The following is an 18,105-nucleotide window of genomic DNA, read 5'->3' on the forward strand; positions in this document are numbered from 1 at the left end:
TCATTTTGCTACAGAAAATGTAATGTTAAGGGCTAGATAGAAGAAAAAGAGTGAATTAACGTAAAGAGAGAAAAGTCTACTTGCAAATGATGGTATGTGTTGGTTATCCCGCAAAGGGACTAACTATGATGAATCATATAAAGTATTAAATAAGTAAAAATTATATTCAAATCTTTAATAAATGTCTTTCTTTAACGGTTACTTTAGTTTGGAAAACAATTAAAAAGTCGAATTTCTTATTTAAGGAATTCGACTTTGTTATGTTGAAACTGGATTAAAGGTTCGCCTTATTAAAATGTAGGGGTAATACAGTGATAGCTATTAAATGTTAAACGTACCATGAAAATTTTGAAAAAAAATTGAAGGGAAATGATAAAAGACTTGAGTCGGAGGTAGTGGAGGATAACTATGGCTATGAATGGGAGTACTACTGGGGTGTGTACCATGATGCCAAAATGATGGGGTAACTTGACCGGGAATTTGATATTGCTGCCAAGTTGCGGGAAGTTCAATTCCTACATCGGAGCTAGCTGTATGAACTGCAGGAACATGTATCCCAGGAGTCGAAGGAACTACGGCAGTTACTCTTAATAATACCCACATGAAATATTCACTCCTAAGTTGAGTTAATAAATTAGTATATTCTTTTCACACGTATAAAGGTACATATATAGGACTTTCGTTTAAAACATGCGTACAAAGTCTTAAGACTAATGTAAGCTGATGGTGGACTATTTAATATGAAAAGATACGTCTATTTGCGGAGGGAAAAGAGATAAAAAAAATATACAATGAGGGTGTTAATCGTAATATTTTACGAGTGTATGGAGGTATTTTTATGGAACGATTATGGACGAAATCATTTATTCAAATGACTTTCGCAATGTTATTTTTATTTACAGGATTTTATTTACTTGTTCCAACGCTCCCGCTCTTTATTAAAGAGATAGGTGGCAATGAATCGCAAGTTGGACTTATGATGGGGATGTTTACAATAGCTGCTGTTGTAATACGACCGATTATTGGAGGAATGTTAGATCAATATGGTAGAAGATCCTTTATTATTTTCGGACTCATCTTTTTTGGCTTAACGATGTACTCCTATAATATAGCATCGTCTATTGTCCTTTTAGCTGTTTTACGTGTTATTCACGGAGTAACATGGGCTGTTTCTACAACAGCTGTTGGAACAGCAATAACGGATATTATTCCAGATTCACGCCGCGGTGAAGGTATGGGTTGGTATGGGATGGCGATGACAATTGCAATGGCGATTGGACCTATGATTGGATTATGGGTTGTGCAAAATTATTCATTTGATGGTCTATTTTTATTAGCGACGTTGTTATCTTTTATGGCAGTTGTATTATCATTAATAACGAAGATCCCATTTACGCCACAAAAAGAAAAAGGGAAAATTCAGCTATTTGAGAAATCCGTATTAACAATCACGATTGTAGTATTCTTTTTATCGTTTGCATATGGAGGAATAACAACCTTTTTACCGTTATTTGCATCATCAATTCATGTAAACCCGGGAACTTTCTTTCTTGTATATGCAATTGCATTAACAATTGTAAGACCAATTTCAGGGAAACTATTAGATAAGTATGGAGAAGTATTCATCATACTTCCAGCATTATGTATTACTATTTTAGCTATAGTTGTTTTAACTATCTCAAATGGTTTGATAGGTGTAATTATCGCAGCAACATTATACGGTATTGGATTTGGTTCAGCGCAGCCAGCTTTGCAAGCGGCAATGCTTACAATTGTCGATCCGAGTAAAAGAGGAGTTGCAAATGCTTCATTTTTTACAGCGTTTGATTTAGGAATCGGGTTAGGTGCTATTTTACTTGGAGTTGTTTCACAAATGTTTGGTTATCGTATTTTATTTTCAGGGAGTGCAATTTCAGCATTGATAGCCTTAATTATTTTCGTCTTCTTTGTAAAACAACGATTAGGAAAAAAAGAGTTTGCGTAAACTGGAGGAATAAAGATGAGAATTTCAATTGATCGTAAAGCTCTGCAATGGTTCCAGGAAGAATTACGTATAAAGCACGGTGAATCTGTACGTTTTACTGTAAGGTACGGAGGGGATAGTTCAATTCAGCCCGGATATTCTTTAGGGGTTGTTGCTGAGAAACCCGATGGCGAAATAGTGTCAGTTGAGAAGGAAGGTATTATATTTTTTGTAGATTCTGATGATCTTTGGTATTTTCAAAACTATGATTTATTTGTAAGTTATCATGAGGAAATGGAAGAAATTCAATTTAATTATGTAAAATAATAACTTTATTAAAAATGAATAAGTTTTATATAAAAATTATATTTAAGAGATAGTGAAATAAATATCATATAGTAACGAGCTGTATTTATGTACAGCTCGTTTTTTCTATTTCTCAAATAAAATTAGAATAATTGTATATTTGGCGGTGTTATATGAAAAATCTTTATATTTTGTTTTTGAAAATACGCAAAGAAGTCTATCCTTTCTTTATAAAATATAAGAATTATTTTCAAAAAATTGTATTGTTACAGTAAGAAAAGTGTAGGAAACTTATCATTATAAAATAAATTGAAATCTTCTAAAAACTCTGATACATTGAAATAGAAATGTAGTTTCACAATATTGTAAAGGCTTACAGTTATGTGCACGAAGATCTATTAGGATTGGAGGAAATAATGATGAAAGCTGAAGAGAAATTTTCCCCGGGATTAGATGGTATAGTGGCAGCGGAGACGAAAATCTCGTTTCTTGACACAGTAAAAGGTGAAATTGTAATTCAAGGGTATGACTTAATCGAACTCTCAAAAACAAAAGAGTATTTAGACATTGTGCACCTTTTATTGGAGGAACATCTACCGAATGAAGATGAAAAAGCAACACTTGAAAAGAAATTAAAAGAAGAATATGCAGTACCAGAAGGTGTGTTCAACGTACTAAAGGCATTGCCTAAAGAGACGCATCCCATGGATGGATTACGTACAGGTGTGTCAGCGTTAGCTGGTTACGATAATGATATCGAAAACCGCTCGTTAGAAGTGAATAAAAGCCGAGGGTACAAGCTGTTAAGTAAAGTGCCAAACATTGTAGCGAATAGCTATCATATTTTAAATAATGAGGAGCCAATTGAACCTCTTAAAGAATTATCTTATAGTGCGAATTTCTTCTATATGTTAACTGGTAAAAAACCAACTGAACTTGAGGAAAAGATCTTTGATCGTTCCCTTGTTTTATATAGTGAGCATGAAATGCCAAACTCTACATTTACAGCTCGCGTTATTGCATCAACACAATCAGATTTATACGGTGCTTTAACAGGTGCAGTTGCATCTTTAAAAGGAAGTTTACATGGCGGTGCAAATGAAGCGGTTATGTACATGCTTTTAGAAGCTGGTAATGTTGAGAAATTTGAAGAGTTATTACAGAAGAAACTATATAACAAAGAAAAAATTATGGGCTTTGGACACCGTGTTTATATGAAGAAGATGGATCCAAGAGCATTTATGATGAAGGAAGCTTTAAAACAGTTATGTGATGTAAAAGGTGATTATACACTATATGAAATGTGTGAAGCTGGAGAAAAGATTATGGAGAAGGAAAAAGGAATTTATCCAAATCTTGATTATTATGCAGCTCCAGTATATTGGATGCTAGGTATTCCAATTCAACTTTACACACCAATCTTCTTTAGCTCTAGAACAGTGGGGTTATGTGCGCACGTTATTGAGCAACATGCAAATAATCGTTTGTTCCGTCCACGTGTAAATTATATTGGCGAGCGACATGTACTTAGTAAATAAGAACAACTGGGGAGTTGTTAGCGCCGCCCGCCAGATGGGTGTTTGACCGACACCCATCATTAATAATAACGAATTTTCGACAGAAAGGGAAGGATAGCATGATTAAAACAAATGAAATTAAGCAAAAAGATGCATTATTAGAAGAGATTACCGATTATGTATTAAATAAAGAGGTTACTAGTGCAGAAGCATTCAGTACAGCCCGTTACGTATTACTTGATACACTTGGATGTGGAATTTTAGCACTGCAATATCCAGAATGTACGAAATTACTAGGACCAGTTGTGCCAGGAACAATCGTGCCAAATGGTACACGTGTACCAGGTACGTCTTATGTACTAGATCCAGTAAAAGGTGCATTTAATATCGGATGTATGATCCGTTGGTTAGACTATAACGATACTTGGCTTGCAGCAGAGTGGGGACATCCATCTGATAACCTAGGCGGAATTTTAGCAGTTGCAGATTATATTAGCCGTGTTCGTATTTCAGAAGGAAAAGAAGCTTTAAAAGTACGTGAAGTATTAGAAATGATGATTAAAGCACATGAAATTCAAGGCGTGCTTGCTTTAGAAAACAGCTTAAACAGAGTTGGTCTTGACCATGTATTATATGTAAAAGTAGCAACAACTGCAGTAGTTGCGAAAATGCTTGGCGGAACACGTGAAGAAATCTTTAATGCATTATCACATGCGTGGATTGATAATTCTAGTCTTCGTACATATCGTCATGCTCCAAATACGGGCTCACGTAAATCATGGGCTGCAGGTGACGCAACGAGCCGCGGTGTTCATCTTGCAATGACTGCTCTAAAAGGTGAAATGGGTTATCCAACAGCATTATCTGCGCCAGGATGGGGATTCCAAGATGTATTATTCAATAAACAAGAATTAAAATTAGCAAGACCACTAGAGTCATATGTAATGGAAAATGTATTATTTAAAGTGTCATATCCAGCAGAATTCCATGCACAAACGGCTGCAGAATGTGCAGTGAAGTTGCATCCGGAAATTAAAGAGAGATTAGATGAAATTGACCGTATTACAATTACAACTCATGAATCAGCAATTCGTATTATTGATAAAGAAGGTCCATTAAATAACCCAGCTGATCGTGATCATTGCTTACAATACATTACGGCAATTGGTTTATTAAAAGGAGATATCGTTGCAGACGATTATGAAGATGCAGTAGCAAACGATCCACGTGTAGATGAATTACGTAATAAGATGGTTGTTGTTGAAAACAAACAGTACAGTTTAGATTACCTTGACCCGAACAAGCGCTCAATCGCCAACGCTGTTCAAGTTCACTTTAAAGATGGCACAGTAACAGAAAATGTGGAATGTGAATATCCACTTGGTCACCGCTTCCGTAGAGACGAAGCAATTCCAAAAGTTGTTCAAAAATTCACTGCAAATATGGCAGGTCATTATTCTAGTAAGCAACAAGAACAAATTCATGAAGTTTGTTTAAATGAAGAAAAACTAGAAAATATGAATGTAAACGAATTTGTAGATCTATTCTTAATTTAATAATAGGGGGAATTTAGAATGGCTTGGGTTGTGAAAAAGCAGTCAACACAAGAGGAGCTTGCGAATCGATTCCGAGCTTTAGTAGAAGCAAATGAAATTTTGCAAATTCCAGGTGCTCATGATGCAATGGCAGCTCTTGTTGCAAAAAATACAGGTTTTTCAGCTCTTTATTTATCAGGAGCTGCTTATACTGCAAGTAAAGGCTTACCAGATTTAGGTATCGTGACGTCTACTGAAGTGGCTGAGAGAGCAAGAGATTTAGTAAGAGCTACAGACTTACCTGTTCTTGTTGACATTGATACAGGATTTGGTGGTGTACTAAATGTGGCGAGAACAGCTGTAGAAATGGTGGAAGCGAAAGTAGCAGCTGTCCAAATTGAAGATCAGCAATTACCAAAAAAATGTGGACATTTAAATGGTAAGAAACTTGTTACTACAGAAGAATTGGTTCAAAAAATTAAAGCGATTAAAGAAGTTGCACCGAGCTTATACATTGTAGCACGTACTGATGCTCGCGGCGTTGAAGGATTAGATGAAGCAATTGAAAGAGCAAATGCATATGTAAAAGCAGGTGCAGACGCAATTTTCCCTGAAGCGCTTCAATCAGAGGAAGAATTCCGTCTATTTAATAGTAAGGTAAATGCACCTTTGCTTGCGAATATGACTGAATTCGGAAAAACTCCATATTATAGTGCAGAGGAATTTGCGAATATGGGCTTCCAAATGGTTATTTATCCTGTAACTTCACTTCGCGTTGCAGCGAAAGCATATGAAAATGTGTTTGCTTTAATTAAAGAAACAGGTTCTCAAAAAGATGCACTTTCTAATATGCAAACGAGAAGTGAATTATACGAAACAATTTCATATCATGACTTTGAAGAGTTAGATACTGGTATTGCAAAAACAGTATTATCAGAAGATCAATAGATAAAGCAGCGAAGGCGATGAAAATACATCTTTGGCAAAATAAAATGCTTGATGTGAAAAATCATCGCCTTCTATTTTCAAAAAAGATATTCCACTCATCGTAGACGAGCATAAGCAAAAAGCTATGAAAGCCGAATGATAGGGGGATACATATGGAGAAAACGAAGTTACCATGGGATGAATTTTTTTCACATAATAAAGATATAAATCATACTTACTTTACACCAGAAGATTTTTCAGGTGATGAAGATTTAATCGCAAAAACGACAGAACAATTCGTTAAACAAGAAATTGTTCCACAAATGGAGAATATTGAACAACATAACTATAAAGTTTCTCGTCAATTATTTGAGAAAGCTGGGGAACTTGGATTATTAGGCATTGAGGTACCAGAAGATTATGGCGGGTTCGAGTTAGGAAAGGCTGTCTCAGGTCTTGTAGCAGAGAAAATGGGTTACGCTGGTGCGTTTAGCGTTTCTTTTAATATACACGCTGGTGTCGGTACATTGCCTTACATATATTATGGAACGAAAGAGCAAAAAGAAAAATATTTACCGAAAATCGCATCGGGAGAATGGATTGGGGCTTATGCTTTAACGGAGCCAAATGCTGGTTCGGATGCATTAAGTGCAAAAACAAGCGCCGTATTGAATGAAGAGGGAACAGCTTGGAAGTTAAATGGTGAGAAGCAATGGATTACAAATGCTCATATGGCAGATGTATACGTTGTTTTTGCGAAGACAAATAAAGGAATGACAGCGTTTATTGTCGAAAGAACATGTGAAGGTGTATCTATTGGATTAGAAGAAAAGAAAATGGGGATTAAAGGTTCTTCAACAGCGACTCTTATTTTAGAAGATGTTGTCATCCCTGCTGAAAATGTTTTAGGGGAAGTTGGGAAAGGGCATCACGTAGCCCTTAATATTCTTAACTTTGCTAGACTTAAACTTGCTTTTGGAAATATTGGAACAGCAAAACAAGCAATTGGTTTGTCGGTTCAATATGGAAAAGAGCGAAAACAGTTCCAAACGGAATTAGTAGACTTTACGATGATTCAAGAGAAAATTGCAAATATGATTATTGCTACATATGGAGCCGAAAGTGCAGCTTATCGTACAGCAGGTGTAATCGATGAAGCAATTCATGAGAGCGATGAAGATCTTATGAAGAAAATGTCCCAATTTGCAATTGAATGTGCACTGAATAAAGTAAATGCTTCTGAAACACTTGCTTATATCGTAGATGAAGCTGTACAAATTCATGGTGGTTACGGTTATATGCAAGAGTATGAGGTAGAACGATTATATCGTGATGCAAGAATTAGTCGTATTTTTGAAGGAACGAACGAAATTAATAGATTAACAGTTGCTAAAATGTTAATGAAGCAAATCGAACAATTAGAAGACACTGAAGTAGAAAGTGATGTAGCAAATGTAGAAAGAAACCATCGTTACATTTTATTAGCGAAAAAATTGTTGAAACAATCTTTGAAAACGCTCTCTAAAACTCCAGGTCTAAAAATTGACCAAGAACAAGAATATTCACGTGTAATATCAAATATGTTGACGGACGTGTACATCATGGAATCAGCGTTTTTACGTACGAGAAAAGCAGTACGTAAAAATGGAGAGGAAAAAGAACGTACGAAGCAACTCATAACGGATGTTATTTGTGAAGAAGGATACCGTAAAGTAGAAGAAGCGGCGATTTCTGTACTTTCAGCAGCTGTCACAGAAGAACAAGATAGAAATGTGATTTTAGCTGAAATCCGTCAATTATTAGTACCTTTATACACGAACGTATTTACGAAGAAGAGAGAAATTGCGAAAGCTATTATAAATCGTGGGAAATATATTGTGTAAATAGGAGGAAAGCGATATGAAAAAGATTGGTTTTATCGGTTTAGGTAACATGGGTCTTCCAATGTCAAAAAATCTAGTTAAATCAGGTTACACAGTATATGGCGTGGACTTAAATAAAGAGGCGGAAGCGTCCTTTGAAAAAGAAGGCGGAATTATCGGTCTATCAATCTCAAAACTAGCAGAAACATGTGATGTAGTTTTTACAAGTTTACCTTCACCTCGCGCTGTTGAAGCGGTATATTTTGGAGCAGAAGGATTATTTGAAAATGGTCACTCGAATATAGTTTTCATTGATACAAGTACGGTATCGCCGCAGTTAAACAAACAATTAGAGGAAGCTGCAAAGGAAAAGAAAGTAGACTTTTTAGCAGCACCTGTGAGCGGTGGTGTAATCGGAGCCGAAAACCGAACATTAACGTTTATGGTTGGTGGATCAAAAGAAGTATATGAGAAAACGGAATCTATCATGGGCGTACTAGGCGCGAACATTTTCCACGTTAGTGAGCAGATTGATAGTGGTACAACTGTTAAGTTAATTAATAACTTATTAATTGGTTTTTATACAGCTGGTGTGAGTGAAGCTTTAACATTAGCGAAAAAGAACAATATGGATTTAGATAAAATGTTTGATATTTTAAATGTAAGTTACGGTCAAAGTAGAATTTATGAACGTAATTATAAAAGTTTTATAGCACCTGAAAACTACGAGCCAGGATTTACTGTGAACTTATTGAAGAAAGATTTAGGATTTGCAGTTGACTTAGCTAAGGAAAGCGAACTCCATTTACCGGTAAGCGAAATGTTATTAAACGTATATGACGAAGCGAGTCAAGCTGGATATGGTGAAAACGATATGGCTGCTTTATATAAGAAAGTTAGCGAGCAATTAATTTCTAATCAAAAATAAATTATACAAAGGAGAGAATACAATGATTACAACTGAAATTAAACGAGTAAAAAATCACATTAACGGTGAGTGGGTTGAATCGACAGGTACGGAAGTAGAAGCAGTTCCAAATCCAGCGACTGGAAAAATTATCGCTTACGTTCCACTATCTCCAAAAGAAGATGTTGAAAAAGCTGTTGAAGCGGCAAAAGCAGCATTCGAAACATGGTCTAAAGTACCAGTTCCAAATCGTTCAAGAAATTTATATAAATATTTACAGCTATTACAAGAAAATAAAGATGAGCTTGCAAAAATCATTACGCTAGAAAATGGTAAGACGCTAACGGATGCAACAGGTGAAGTGCAACGTGGTATTGAAGCGGTAGAACTTGCAACATCTACGCCAAATTTAATGATGGGTCAAGCACTTCCGAATATCGCTAGCGGAATTGATGGATCGATTTGGCGCTACCCAATCGGAGTTGTTGCTGGTATTACGCCATTTAACTTCCCGATGATGATTCCGTTATGGATGTTCCCACTTGCAATTGCTTGCGGTAATACATTCGTATTAAAAACATCTGAAAGAACGCCACTTTTAGCGGAGCGACTTGTAGAATTATTCTATGAAGCAGGTTTCCCAAAAGGCGTATTAAATTTAGTACAAGGCGGAAAAGATGTTGTAAATAGCATTTTAGAAAATAAAGATATTCAGGCTGTTTCGTTCGTTGGCTCTGAGCCGGTAGCTCGTTACGTATATGAAACAGGTACGAAACACGGAAAACGTGTACAAGCGTTAGCAGGTGCGAAAAACCATGCGATTGTAATGCCAGATTGCAATCTTGAGAAAACAGTACAAGGTGTAATTGGATCTGCATTTGCAAGTAGTGGAGAGCGCTGCATGGCATGCTCAGTAGTAGCAGTAGTGGATGAAATTGCTGATGAATTCATTGATGTATTAGTAGCAGAAACGAAAAAATTAAAAGTAGGCGATGGCTTTAACGAAGAGAACTATGTTGGACCATTAATCCGTGAATCTCATAAAGAGCGCGTTTTAGGCTACATTAATAGCGGTGTAGCAGATGGGGCAACTTTATTAGTAGATGGCCGTAAAATTAATGAAGAAGTTGGAGAAGGTTACTTTGTAGGTGCGACAATCTTTGATGGCGTGAATCAAGAAATGAAAATTTGGCAAGATGAGATTTTTGCTCCAGTATTAAGCATTGTACGAGTTAAAGATTTAGAAGAAGGTATTAAACTAACAAATCAATCTAAATTTGCAAATGGTGCAGTTATTTATACGTCAAACGGTAAACATGCACAAACGTTCCGTGATAATATCGATGCTGGTATGATCGGTGTAAACGTAAATGTTCCAGCACCAATGGCATTCTTCGCATTTGCAGGAAATAAAGCGTCATTCTTTGGTGATTTAGGTACAAATGGCACAGATGGCGTTCAATTCTATACACGTAAAAAAGTTGTAACTGAGCGCTGGTTTTAATATAAAATAAACAGCCAAATTAGTTATTAAATGAAAACCACCACTATTAATAGTGGTGGTTTTCATCTTGTTAATTACTTTTTTCAAAAGCAAGTTTAATACCAAAACCAATTAAGACGACTCCCGTTAACCCTTGAATATAACGCTGCGTCTTCGGTTTTTTCATAAAAGCACTAATTTTATCAATTAAAAATATATAAAAAGCGAACCAAATGGCTGTTAAAACGAGGTAAGTAAGGCCCATTACGAGTAGTTGGATAAACGTATTATGATTTGGATTTAAAAATTGCGGTAAAAACGTTAAAAAGAATACTGCAACTTTAGGGTTTAATAAATTCGTAAGAAACCCTTGTCGAAAGCAAGAGGTGTGTTCATCTTCATTATTTAAAGATATATCGTTCGTATCAATGCCTTCTTTATTTCTTACTGCTAAAAGGGCTTTAATACCAATATAAATTAAATATAGAGCCCCAACGTACTTGAAAATAGAAAATAAAAGAGCTGACTTTACAATAAGTGCAGAAAGACCAATTACAGCAGCTAAAGTATGAATTAATAGTGCAATACATGTACCAAACACTGTTTTCACTCCACCGACTTTACCAGCAACCAATGTATTTTTCGTAGCCATTGCTGTATCTGGACCAGGTAAAATGATAAGGCAAATAGACATAATGATGAAAAGAAGATAATTTTCTATCATAGCCGCCCCTCCTTTTTATTTTTAGAATATTTGATTAAAATCAGTGTGGCACAAAAATGGATTTAATAAAATTAAATTTTGTTAAAAATAATTAAATAAAAAAGGCTATATAGTAGCTGTAATTACACTACTATATAGCTTCGATTTTATCCCGCTATTTGCGGGTAGTAAGATTTTCACCGCACAAGATTTAGCTGAAGCAAAGAAGTTAGGTAGGGGATGAACGAAACACCCCCTCATGACAATTTCATTTTATGCATTAAGTAAGTTAAAGAAACGATTCACATCTTCTTCTGAAACGTCACTTAACTGTTTATATTTATAATTCGGATTTTGATCTTTATCAACGACAACGGAGCGTACTCCTTCGAAGAAATCTTCATGTCTCATGAAATTTTTAGCAAGTATAAGGTCCGTAGCGAAACATTCTTCAACGGATTTATCTTTTCCATCAATAAACTGTTTTAATGTTACTTTTAGTGAAATAGGGGATTTTGATAACAGTGTTTCTTTCGTTTTTAGAGCAAAGGAACTTTCATCTTTCTCCAATGAATGGATGATTTCTTCAATTGTATCGAAAGCAAAATGTGAATTGATTACTTCTAATGAAGGAGCGAGCTCGCTTTCTAAGTTTGGAGCAGTTGCAAATGTACGAATAACTTCTTTTAAATTAGTATGTACATCATCTTCTTTATGCCAATTTACACTTTCAAGTTCAGTAAGAAACTCTGGTAATGAATCAGATGTCATAAAGTAATCAGCAGCATTAATAAATAATACGTCAGAAGCTTTTAAAATAGATGCTGTTAAAGCAACGAATCGTCCTGTATATCCAGGCGCTTTATTTAAGAAATATGCAGCTCCGACGTCTGGGAAGAAGCCAATATTCATCTCTGGCATTGCCCATTTCGTACGCTCAGTTACAATGCGATACTTCGCACCATTTGTAAGACCGACACCACCGCCCATTACAATTCCATCTAAACAAGCAATAATCGGTTTTGTATATTGATAAATATATGTATCAATTTCATACTCTTCTTCAAAAAAACGTTCTGCATGTTGCAATGCCACTTCATTGGAACGCGCTTCATAAAGAGTTTTAATGTCGCCGCCTGCACAAAAACCTTTTGTGCCAGCTCCTTTTAACACGATAAGTGCAATACGCTCATCGTGTTCCCACTCTTTAAGTTTTTGTCCGATAGGTTGTAACATGTCATAAGATAAAGAATTAAGTGCTTTTGGACGGTTTAAAGTAATTGTCGCAACGCCGTTTTCACTAACAGAAAATAAAACTTGTTCAGTCATAATGCATCCTCCCTTACATATCTTCTTATTCTTAATTCTTGATATGTACTGAAATGTCCTTTATAAATTTTGTCAAAAGTTGACGGTAAATATTAATTTGGTCACTGCATATTTTGACGAGTTATCTTTGCAGGATTTCAGAGACTGAGGGGGAATATTACAACATTACTGTAAGTGTAATTATTTGAAGTTATAATGATAAAAGCGCTATTATATAGGTGTGAAATGTTCATTATCAATTCTAAAAGTGTGTTTGAAGAAAAAATAAATCGTACAATTGTAATAAAAAATTTTACACTGAATTAGAAATAGAGAAAGGAGAAATCGGAATGCCAGGACCTTTACTATTGTCGGTTATTATTTTATCTTTTTTAATGATAGGAATAACGCAGTATTTTCATCATACAGATACGACAGAAGAAGTGAAGGATAAAGTACGTCTCGTATTTCCGATTTTTATAATATCTATTTCATTCTGTATTTTATTAAATAAAGATGGCTACATTGTCGCAGTGGTCTCATTTTTCGTCGCAATCGTCTTAATTACCGTTTTATATTATGTAATGAAAGACTTTATACAAAAATAAAGATGTCATAATAGACATTTTTATTTTGGGGAAAATATAAAATTTCACATACCGTATTTTATATAAAATACATAAAACATATAACAATAGAAAAGTGTGTACTTTGCTGTGTATGTACTTGTCAATCTTGCATAGCCACTATACTATTAAAATGTAGAGATTATAAAAAGGGGTTGTATCTATCATGAAATTTGAGATGCACACAAAAATTATTTCAAATGAAAAAGAAGTAAGATTACATATTGAAGAAAATATATTTCAATTAATATTGGATGGTTATCACTTATTTACAGTTCAAGAAATATTGCCTTTATATAAATCAAATGAAGAAAGAATTGGAAGTGCAACGATATTGAAGCTAGAGTGGGAGAACGGAAAAACTACAATAAACTATCAACTCGTTTCACTAAAATCAGTAAATTAAAAGGAGTAGAAAAATATGAAGTTATTTCATACAGCGGATTGGCATTTAGGTAAGCTTGTTCATGGCGTGTATATGACTGAAGACCAAAAGATTGTATTAGATCAGTTTGTACAGGCTGTTGAAGAAGAAAAACCAGATGCTGTAATTATTGCAGGGGATTTATATGACCGAGCAATTCCACCTACAGAAGCAGTAGACTTATTAAATGATGTGCTGCAAAAAATAGTTATTGATTTGCAAACACCAGTTATTGCGGTAGCTGGTAATCATGATAGTCCGGATCGTATCCATTTTGGAAGTAGTTTAATGAAAAAACAAGGATTACATATTGCAGGTCAATTTCAATTCCCGTATGAACCTGTTGTACTAAATGATGAATATGGAGAGGTTCACTTCCATCTAATACCGTATGCAGACCCAAGCATAGTGAGGCACGTGTTGAAAAATGAAGACATACGTTCTCATGATGATGCGATGCGCATTTTTATGAATGAGCTCTCTGAAACGATGGATAAAGAAGCTAGACATGTATTTGTTGGACATGCATTTGTAACTTCTTCAGGAGAAGCGGAGGAGAATACAAGTGATGCAGAACGACCACTTTCAATTGGTGGTGCTGAATATGTAAATAGTCATTATTTTGATAAGTTTCATTACACAGCGCTTGGACATTTACATCAAGCGCATTTCGTACGTAATGAGACGATTCGATATTCAGGTTCACCACTTGCCTATTCAATTTCTGAAGAGAAACATAAAAAAGGCTATTACATTGTACAACTGAATGAAACTGGTGAAGTAGCAATTGAAAAAAGGTTACTTTCACCACGTCGTAAAATGCGAACAGTAGAAGCGAAAATAGATGAATTATTACAGCACCCAGTAAGTGAAGATTACGTATTTGTAAAATTATTAGACGAAAACCCTGTCTTACAGCCAATGGAGAAAATACGATCTGTATATCCAAATGCAATGCACGTTGAAAGAGCGATGCAAAGGCGAGAACTCACAGATACAAATGAAGTAACTGTTTCAAGACATAAAACGGATGATTTATCTCTTTTAAAGGCTTTCTATAAAGAAATGAAGGGGTTAGATTTATCAGAAGAGAAAGAACGCCTATTTATAGATGTATTACAAACAGTGCAAGAACGGGAAGGTGAACGAGGATGAGACCGATTCAGCTTATTATGACAGCATTCGGGCCATATAAACAGAAAGAAATAATCGATTTTGAAGATCTTGGAGAACATCGTATTTTCGCTATTTCTGGGAATACAGGAGCTGGAAAAACAACGATTTTTGATGCGATTTGTTATGTGTTATATGGTGAGGCTAGTGGAGAAGAACGTAGTGATACGAGCATGCTTCGAAGTCAATTTGCTGATGATAATGTTTATACAAGTGTTGAATTAACCTTTCAGTTAAAAGGGAAACGCTATGAAATAAAACGACAACTTGGACATAAAAAACAAGGGAATAAGACTATTACAGGACATGCAGTAGAATTATATGAAGTTATTGATGGAGAAAACGTTCCAGCCGTCGATCGTTTTCATGTAACAGACGTAAACAAAAAAGTGGAAGATTTAATTGGGTTAAGTAAACATCAATTTAGCCAAATTGTTATGTTACCCCAAGGGGAATTCCGAAAACTATTAACATCTGAGACGGAAAACAAAGAAGAGATTTTACGTCGTATTTTTAAAACGGATCGTTATAAATTAATGCGTGAGTTACTTGATCAAAAGAGAAAACAATGGAAAGACGTCTTACAAGAAAAACAAAAAGAGAGAGAGCTCTATTTCCGTAATGTTTTTAAATTACCAATCCGTGATGGAGCATTATTAGAGACATTAGTGGCACAAGAACATGTAAATACGCATCAAGTAGTAGAAGCGTTAGAACAAGAAACAACCGTGTATAAGGCAGAGGTTGAGCAATTACAAGTAGAACAAGATGTTCAAACGAAGCAATTAAAGGATGCAGAAACACGTTTTCATGCAGCAAAATCTGTAAATGAGAAATTTATAGATTTACAACAAAAGAATGAGAAATATAACACTTTACAAGAGAACCGTGCAGCAATTGAAAGGAAAGAAAAATTCTTTAAACGTGCGGAACAAGCAAAGCACTTATTACCATTTGAACAATGGTATGAAGAAGCGATGGAAAATGAGCAGAAAGCTGAAAGTTTGTTAAAACAGATAATCGTCAAACAAGAACAGATAATGAATAGCTTTGAACTTGCTCAGGAGAAGTATGAAGTAGTAAAGAATAAAGAAGCTGAACGAGAAGAGGCTAAAAAACTTGTTCAAAGATTAGAAGAGTTACAAGCGATTATTGAATCATTAGCTGAGAGAAAGCTGAATTTACAAAATGCCGAAATTCAAATAGGGAAATTAAAAGAAAGTATGCAAAAGTTAGATCAACAACTAGAAGAGCATACAAACCAAAAACAGAGAATGTCTGATGAATTGCAGCAATTAGAACAAGCACTTGAGCAATATGTAGCTAAAGTGGAAGAACTAACGAATATGCGAGAAGATGCAAAAGTTTTAAAACAAGCATATGATGTTTGGCAAGAAAAACAAAAATTCGAGCAAGAAAAAGAAGCGGCAAATAATAAAATGCAAGTGGCAGTTCGTGCATATGAAAACATGGAGCGCCGCTGGTTAAGTGAACAAGCTGGTATATTAGCTCTTCATTTACATGACGGTGAATCTTGTCCGGTATGTGGTAGTACGAGTCATCCACAAAAAGCTACAGAGCAAAGTAATGCGATCGATGAAAAAGAGTTAAACGATTTAAGAGATAAGAAGAACATTGCTGAAAAATTCCATGTGCAAGTAGAGGAGAAATGGAATTTCTATCGACTACAATATGAACAAGTGATAGAAGAAGTTGTGAAGCGCGGCTACAATTCGGAAAAATTAGCTGAAACATATAGTGCACTTGTTCAAAAAGGAAAACAATTAGCTGCAGATGTTAATACGTTAAAAGCAAGTGAAGAAACACGTAAGCAGATTGCTGCGAACATGAAAAGCGTAGAAGAAAAAATAGAAGAACTTCAGAAACAAAAACGAGAATTGGAAACAATGCAGCACCGTACAGAAATGGAGTGTATGCAACTTCGTACGTCATATGAACATGATAAACGAAATATTCCAGAAAACTTACAAACAGTACAAGCTTGGAAAGCACAGTTTGACCAAGCTATGCAGGAACTTAGGTTAATGGAGGACGAATGGAAGAAAGTGCAGGAAGCGTATCAGCATTGGCAAAATGAAAATATACGTATTCAAGCAGAACAAAAAGGTGCTTCTAATCAATTTGAAAGTGCAAAATTAAAGAAAGAAGAGACTTTCGCACGCTTTATGAAAGAGCTAGAACAAAGCGGGTTTACAGATGAATTCACGTATAAAAAAGCCAAATTAAGCGATCCCGAGATGGAGATGTTACAAAAAGAAATTCAAGGTTATTATTCATCGCTTGAAGTGCTTGCAAAACAAATTGAAGAGTTAAACTCAGAATTAAAAGATAAAGAGTATATGGATATTACATCTTTAGGTGAACACATAAAAGAACTAGAAATTAATCTCGATATCATTAAAGAAAAACGTCAACGTGCGCAAAATGCGGTAACATATATTTCTGATTTACATGAAAACATTAGACGTATTGACGAACAAATTCACGAGGAAGAAAAAGCCTTCCAAGAACTTGTTGATTTATATGAAGTAATGAAAGGTGATAACGAAAGTCGTATATCATTTGAACGTTACATCTTAATTGAGTATTTAGAACAAATTGTTCAAATCGCAAACGAACGACTACGTAAATTATCAAATGGACAATTTTATTTAAAACGAAGTGAGCGAGTTGAAAAAAGAAACCGTCAAAGTGGATTAGGTTTAGATGTGTACGATGCATACACTGGCCAAACACGCGATGTAAAAACACTATCCGGTGGAGAGAAATTTAACGCATCACTTTGCCTAGCGCTAGGAATGGCAGATGTCATTCAAGCATATGAAGGCGGTATTTCCATCGAAACGATGTTCATCGATGAAGGGTTCGGTTCATTAGATGAAGAATCGTTAACGAAAGCGGTAGATGCCTTAATTGACTTACAAAAATCAGGCCGATTTATCGGTGTCATCTCACACGTTCAAGAGCTGAAAAACGCAATGCCAGCTGTATTAGAAGTAACGAAGCAGAAGGATGGGTGTAGTCAGACTAGGTTTGTGGTGAAGTAAGCTTAGAAAATGGAGTAGGGAATCTACCGATACTTTTAGTGTCATATGTATGAATAATAAAACGTCGTCTCTTCATATTGGAGGCGACGTTTTATTTTATAAAATATCTATGAATTATCTGTAGAAGGCGGCGTATTCTCCAAACGATTATAAGTTTTAAAGGCTGAAATTGCTGAGATAACCCCGCCTACTAAAAATAAAGCGGATCCTCCAACTAAGATGATACGACTGACATATGTTTCCCGTGCTTCTTCGACTTCTTCTTGTAACGCTGTAGGCATATGAATCCCCCTTTATAAAAGT

16 protein-coding genes are annotated in these 18,105 nt (G+C 35.3%); 12 read left to right on the forward strand and 4 right to left on the reverse strand.

Annotated features, from left to right (window positions below):
* Positions 1-321: 321 nt before the first annotated feature.
* Entirely contained in the window at positions 322-603 is a 282-nt protein-coding gene (locus DN407_RS10980; protein WP_000270088.1) for a hypothetical protein, read from the reverse strand.
* 235 nt (positions 604-838) lie between these two features.
* Here DN407_RS10980 and DN407_RS10985 point away from each other — a divergent pair, with 235 nt between their 5' ends.
* The 8 genes from DN407_RS10985 to DN407_RS11020 all read left to right on the forward strand — a co-directional run bounded on the left by DN407_RS10985 (position 839) and on the right by DN407_RS11020 (position 10,521).
* Complete coding sequence (locus tag DN407_RS10985; protein ID WP_149216241.1) at positions 839-1,984, forward strand: MFS transporter; 1,146 nt, start codon at positions 839-841, stop codon at positions 1,982-1,984.
* Positions 1,985-1,999: 15 nt separating this feature from the next.
* On the forward strand, positions 2,000-2,290 hold the full coding sequence (locus tag DN407_RS10990; protein ID WP_001222842.1) for a HesB/YadR/YfhF family protein: 291 nt from the start codon (positions 2,000-2,002) through the stop codon (positions 2,288-2,290).
* Positions 2,291-2,685: 395 nt separating this feature from the next.
* Positions 2,686-3,807, forward strand: coding sequence for a citrate synthase (mmgD, locus tag DN407_RS10995; protein WP_149216242.1), 1,122 nt, complete (start codon positions 2,686-2,688; stop codon positions 3,805-3,807).
* Positions 3,808-3,905: 98 nt separating this feature from the next.
* Positions 3,906-5,342 carry a 2-methylcitrate dehydratase gene (gene prpD / locus DN407_RS11000; protein WP_000598123.1) on the forward strand — a complete coding sequence of 479 codons (1,437 nt, stop codon included), beginning with the start codon at positions 3,906-3,908 and terminating at the stop codon, positions 5,340-5,342.
* An 18-nt stretch (positions 5,343-5,360) separates the two neighbouring features.
* A complete protein-coding gene (gene prpB / locus DN407_RS11005; RefSeq protein ID WP_000312639.1) occupies positions 5,361-6,269 on the forward strand; it encodes a methylisocitrate lyase in 909 nt (302 codons plus the stop codon).
* A gap of 152 nt (positions 6,270-6,421) precedes the next feature.
* Positions 6,422-8,131 (forward strand): acyl-CoA dehydrogenase family protein, encoded by a 1,710-nt coding sequence (locus DN407_RS11010; RefSeq protein WP_149216243.1) that lies wholly within the window; start codon positions 6,422-6,424, stop codon positions 8,129-8,131.
* Positions 8,132-8,147: 16 nt separating this feature from the next.
* Positions 8,148-9,038, forward strand: a complete 891-nt coding sequence (locus DN407_RS11015; protein WP_000719408.1) for an NAD(P)-dependent oxidoreductase — start codon at positions 8,148-8,150, stop codon at positions 9,036-9,038.
* Positions 9,039-9,060: 22 nt separating this feature from the next.
* Complete coding sequence (locus tag DN407_RS11020) at positions 9,061-10,521, forward strand: CoA-acylating methylmalonate-semialdehyde dehydrogenase (protein ID WP_000633347.1); 1,461 nt, start codon at positions 9,061-9,063, stop codon at positions 10,519-10,521.
* A 70-nt stretch (positions 10,522-10,591) separates the two neighbouring features.
* On the opposite strand, the gene DN407_RS11025 is transcribed toward DN407_RS11020, so the two are convergent.
* Together DN407_RS11025 and DN407_RS11030 are read right to left on the reverse strand one after the other, a co-directional pair.
* Complete coding sequence (locus DN407_RS11025) at positions 10,592-11,224, reverse strand: LysE family translocator (protein ID WP_000572358.1); 633 nt, start codon at positions 11,222-11,224, stop codon at positions 10,592-10,594.
* A 252-nt stretch (positions 11,225-11,476) separates the two neighbouring features.
* The gene (locus DN407_RS11030) at positions 11,477-12,532 is read right to left on the reverse strand and encodes an enoyl-CoA hydratase/isomerase family protein (RefSeq protein ID WP_000139776.1); all 1,056 of its coding nucleotides are present in this window, start codon (positions 12,530-12,532) and stop codon (positions 11,477-11,479) included.
* Between the two features lie 329 nt (positions 12,533-12,861).
* Here DN407_RS11030 and DN407_RS11035 point away from each other — a divergent pair, with 329 nt between their 5' ends.
* The 4 genes from DN407_RS11035 to DN407_RS11050 all read left to right on the forward strand — a co-directional run bounded on the left by DN407_RS11035 (position 12,862) and on the right by DN407_RS11050 (position 17,802).
* Entirely contained in the window at positions 12,862-13,119 is a 258-nt protein-coding gene (locus DN407_RS11035) for a hypothetical protein (protein WP_149216244.1), read from the forward strand.
* Between the two features lie 184 nt (positions 13,120-13,303).
* Entirely contained in the window at positions 13,304-13,543 is a 240-nt protein-coding gene (locus DN407_RS11040; protein ID WP_000667346.1) for a DUF2584 family protein, read from the forward strand.
* 15 nt (positions 13,544-13,558) lie between these two features.
* Positions 13,559-14,716, forward strand: coding sequence for an exonuclease SbcCD subunit D (locus tag DN407_RS11045; RefSeq protein WP_000765146.1), 1,158 nt, complete (start codon positions 13,559-13,561; stop codon positions 14,714-14,716).
* A complete protein-coding gene (locus tag DN407_RS11050) occupies positions 14,713-17,802 on the forward strand; it encodes an AAA family ATPase (RefSeq protein WP_065704213.1) in 3,090 nt (1,029 codons plus the stop codon). Before DN407_RS11045 ends, DN407_RS11050 begins: the two co-directional genes overlap by 4 nt.
* A 107-nt stretch (positions 17,803-17,909) precedes the next feature.
* Here the strand turns inward: DN407_RS11050 and DN407_RS31595 are convergent, their stop codons facing one another.
* Positions 17,910-18,083, reverse strand: a complete 174-nt coding sequence (locus DN407_RS31595) for a hypothetical protein (protein WP_001141667.1) — start codon at positions 18,081-18,083, stop codon at positions 17,910-17,912.
* Between the last annotated feature and the right edge of the window lie 22 nt (positions 18,084-18,105).

It is taken from the genome of Bacillus sp. JAS24-2, from assembly GCF_008274905.1.
Lineage (GTDB): Bacteria > Bacillota > Bacilli > Bacillales > Bacillaceae_G > Bacillus_A > Bacillus_A cereus.

Excerpts from the sequence above, each read along its gene's own strand:
- DN407_RS11015 (WP_000719408.1), top strand. The coding sequence starts at position 8,148 with ATGAAAAAGATTGGTTTTATCGGTTTAGGTAACATGGGTCTTCCAATG.
- DN407_RS11040 (WP_000667346.1), top strand. The coding sequence starts at position 13,304 with ATGAAATTTGAGATGCACACAAAAATTATTTCAAATGAAAAAGAAGTA.
- DN407_RS31595 (WP_001141667.1), bottom strand. The coding sequence starts at position 18,083 with ATGCCTACAGCGTTACAAGAAGAAGTCGAAGAAGCACGGGAAACATAT.
- DN407_RS11045 (WP_000765146.1), top strand. The coding sequence starts at position 13,559 with ATGAAGTTATTTCATACAGCGGATTGGCATTTAGGTAAGCTTGTTCAT.
- DN407_RS11020 (WP_000633347.1), top strand. The coding sequence starts at position 9,061 with ATGATTACAACTGAAATTAAACGAGTAAAAAATCACATTAACGGTGAG.
- mmgD (WP_149216242.1), top strand. The coding sequence starts at position 2,686 with ATGATGAAAGCTGAAGAGAAATTTTCCCCGGGATTAGATGGTATAGTG.
- DN407_RS10990 (WP_001222842.1), top strand. The coding sequence starts at position 2,000 with ATGAGAATTTCAATTGATCGTAAAGCTCTGCAATGGTTCCAGGAAGAA.
- DN407_RS11035 (WP_149216244.1), top strand. The coding sequence starts at position 12,862 with ATGCCAGGACCTTTACTATTGTCGGTTATTATTTTATCTTTTTTAATG.
- DN407_RS11030 (WP_000139776.1), bottom strand. The coding sequence starts at position 12,532 with ATGACTGAACAAGTTTTATTTTCTGTTAGTGAAAACGGCGTTGCGACA.
- DN407_RS11010 (WP_149216243.1), top strand. The coding sequence starts at position 6,422 with ATGGAGAAAACGAAGTTACCATGGGATGAATTTTTTTCACATAATAAA.
- DN407_RS10985 (WP_149216241.1), top strand. The coding sequence starts at position 839 with ATGGAACGATTATGGACGAAATCATTTATTCAAATGACTTTCGCAATG.
- DN407_RS11050 (WP_065704213.1), top strand. The coding sequence starts at position 14,713 with ATGAGACCGATTCAGCTTATTATGACAGCATTCGGGCCATATAAACAG.
- prpB (WP_000312639.1), top strand. The coding sequence starts at position 5,361 with ATGGCTTGGGTTGTGAAAAAGCAGTCAACACAAGAGGAGCTTGCGAAT.
- DN407_RS10980 (WP_000270088.1), bottom strand. The coding sequence starts at position 603 with ATGTGGGTATTATTAAGAGTAACTGCCGTAGTTCCTTCGACTCCTGGG.
- DN407_RS11025 (WP_000572358.1), bottom strand. The coding sequence starts at position 11,224 with ATGATAGAAAATTATCTTCTTTTCATCATTATGTCTATTTGCCTTATC.
- prpD (WP_000598123.1), top strand. The coding sequence starts at position 3,906 with ATGATTAAAACAAATGAAATTAAGCAAAAAGATGCATTATTAGAAGAG.